The sequence below is a fragment of the Pseudomonas sp. P4_C3 genome (assembly GCF_056402075.1).
The window spans coordinates 1-1,118 of sequence record NZ_JBFUIC010000661.1; the positions used below are offsets into that span (position 1 = coordinate 1).

1 pseudogene is annotated in these 1,118 nt (G+C 46.5%); it reads right to left on the minus strand.

From position 1 onward, the window contains the following. Window positions 1–562: 562 nt before the first annotated feature. Window positions 563–1,118 (minus strand): annotated as a pseudogene (locus AC1DVH_RS31570) (hypothetical protein); the annotation flags it as partial.

Here is a 1,118-nt window from a genome sequence, read left to right on the forward strand (position 1 = left end):
CCTTTGTTATCACATCGCGGCACCGAGTGTTGGCGGAGACGCGTGGGAAGTCCATCAAAAAAAATGTCTGATGAGTGTTCGTTAGCTAACACGGAGCAGATTTGGAAATGGATGATCCGCTAGAAAAGTCTCAACTACTCCAGAGAACATAAAAAACTATCGCATTGTTTTTTGCTATATGCCATGCAGAACAATATAGGCAGTCCCTCACTCTCACCATCTAGAAGTGGGTTTGCATTTTTTGGGGGCAAGCGCCGGATGAGGTATACCTAGCCTTAAGGAAACCGGACTTCAGCTGACAGCTGGGAACTAGGCGGTACCGCGCGGCTTGCTGAAATGTGATTGAGCCCGCTGACGTTTCAACTTCAGACCGAAGGATTATGAGTTTCCTGGAAACGCTGCAAGCCCAGTAAAGTCGGGCGTRGCTTAGCGTAGGTATACTTAGCTGAAAGTAGTGTGGTCTCTGGGGGGGTAAGTGTGTTTACGCGTAATAAGAAAAAAACTCACGCGTGTACTGGTGCTTTACCTCTTTTGCGGTTGAATATCGGCAAGGTACAGGCCCTCAGATGCCATATGTTGTTGCGGCATCGCCATTTGGGTCTAGGGCTGCATGAATAAGAATTCTGAGTTTCTCTAGGTCCGTGTCGGCTAATCGAAGTAAGGACTCATACAGCAAGTGGCGCCAGTAGTTAAATGGTGTTCTTCTCTCAAATTGCTTCCTCGCATGGGCTTTGGCTGTGATGGAATGCTTAAAGGCTGCTAGATCTCTACAGTCTAAATCTTCTGCAAGCTTTTCTTCTAAGGCGCGGAACTCTCCTTCAACGCGCTCCTTGACTCGATAAACCTCATCCCAAGTCGTCAGTTTGCTTTGATTTGTAAGTGGTTGAGGTGACATAACCCAAGTAACTATTGGCAAGGTATCTTGGAAATCGATCTGTAGATTTACTTGTCCTTGAAAATTTTCAGTCCAAGGGTCGAAGCACATACGCCGCTGTCCGGCTAAATTGTTCAAAAGGTCTTTAGCGAGTTTGGCTTTTGAATTACACGTGTTACAAATAGGCATCAGGTTGTCGGGGTCGATCCCAAATTGCGGGTATTTTTCCTTCGCCAATATTTGG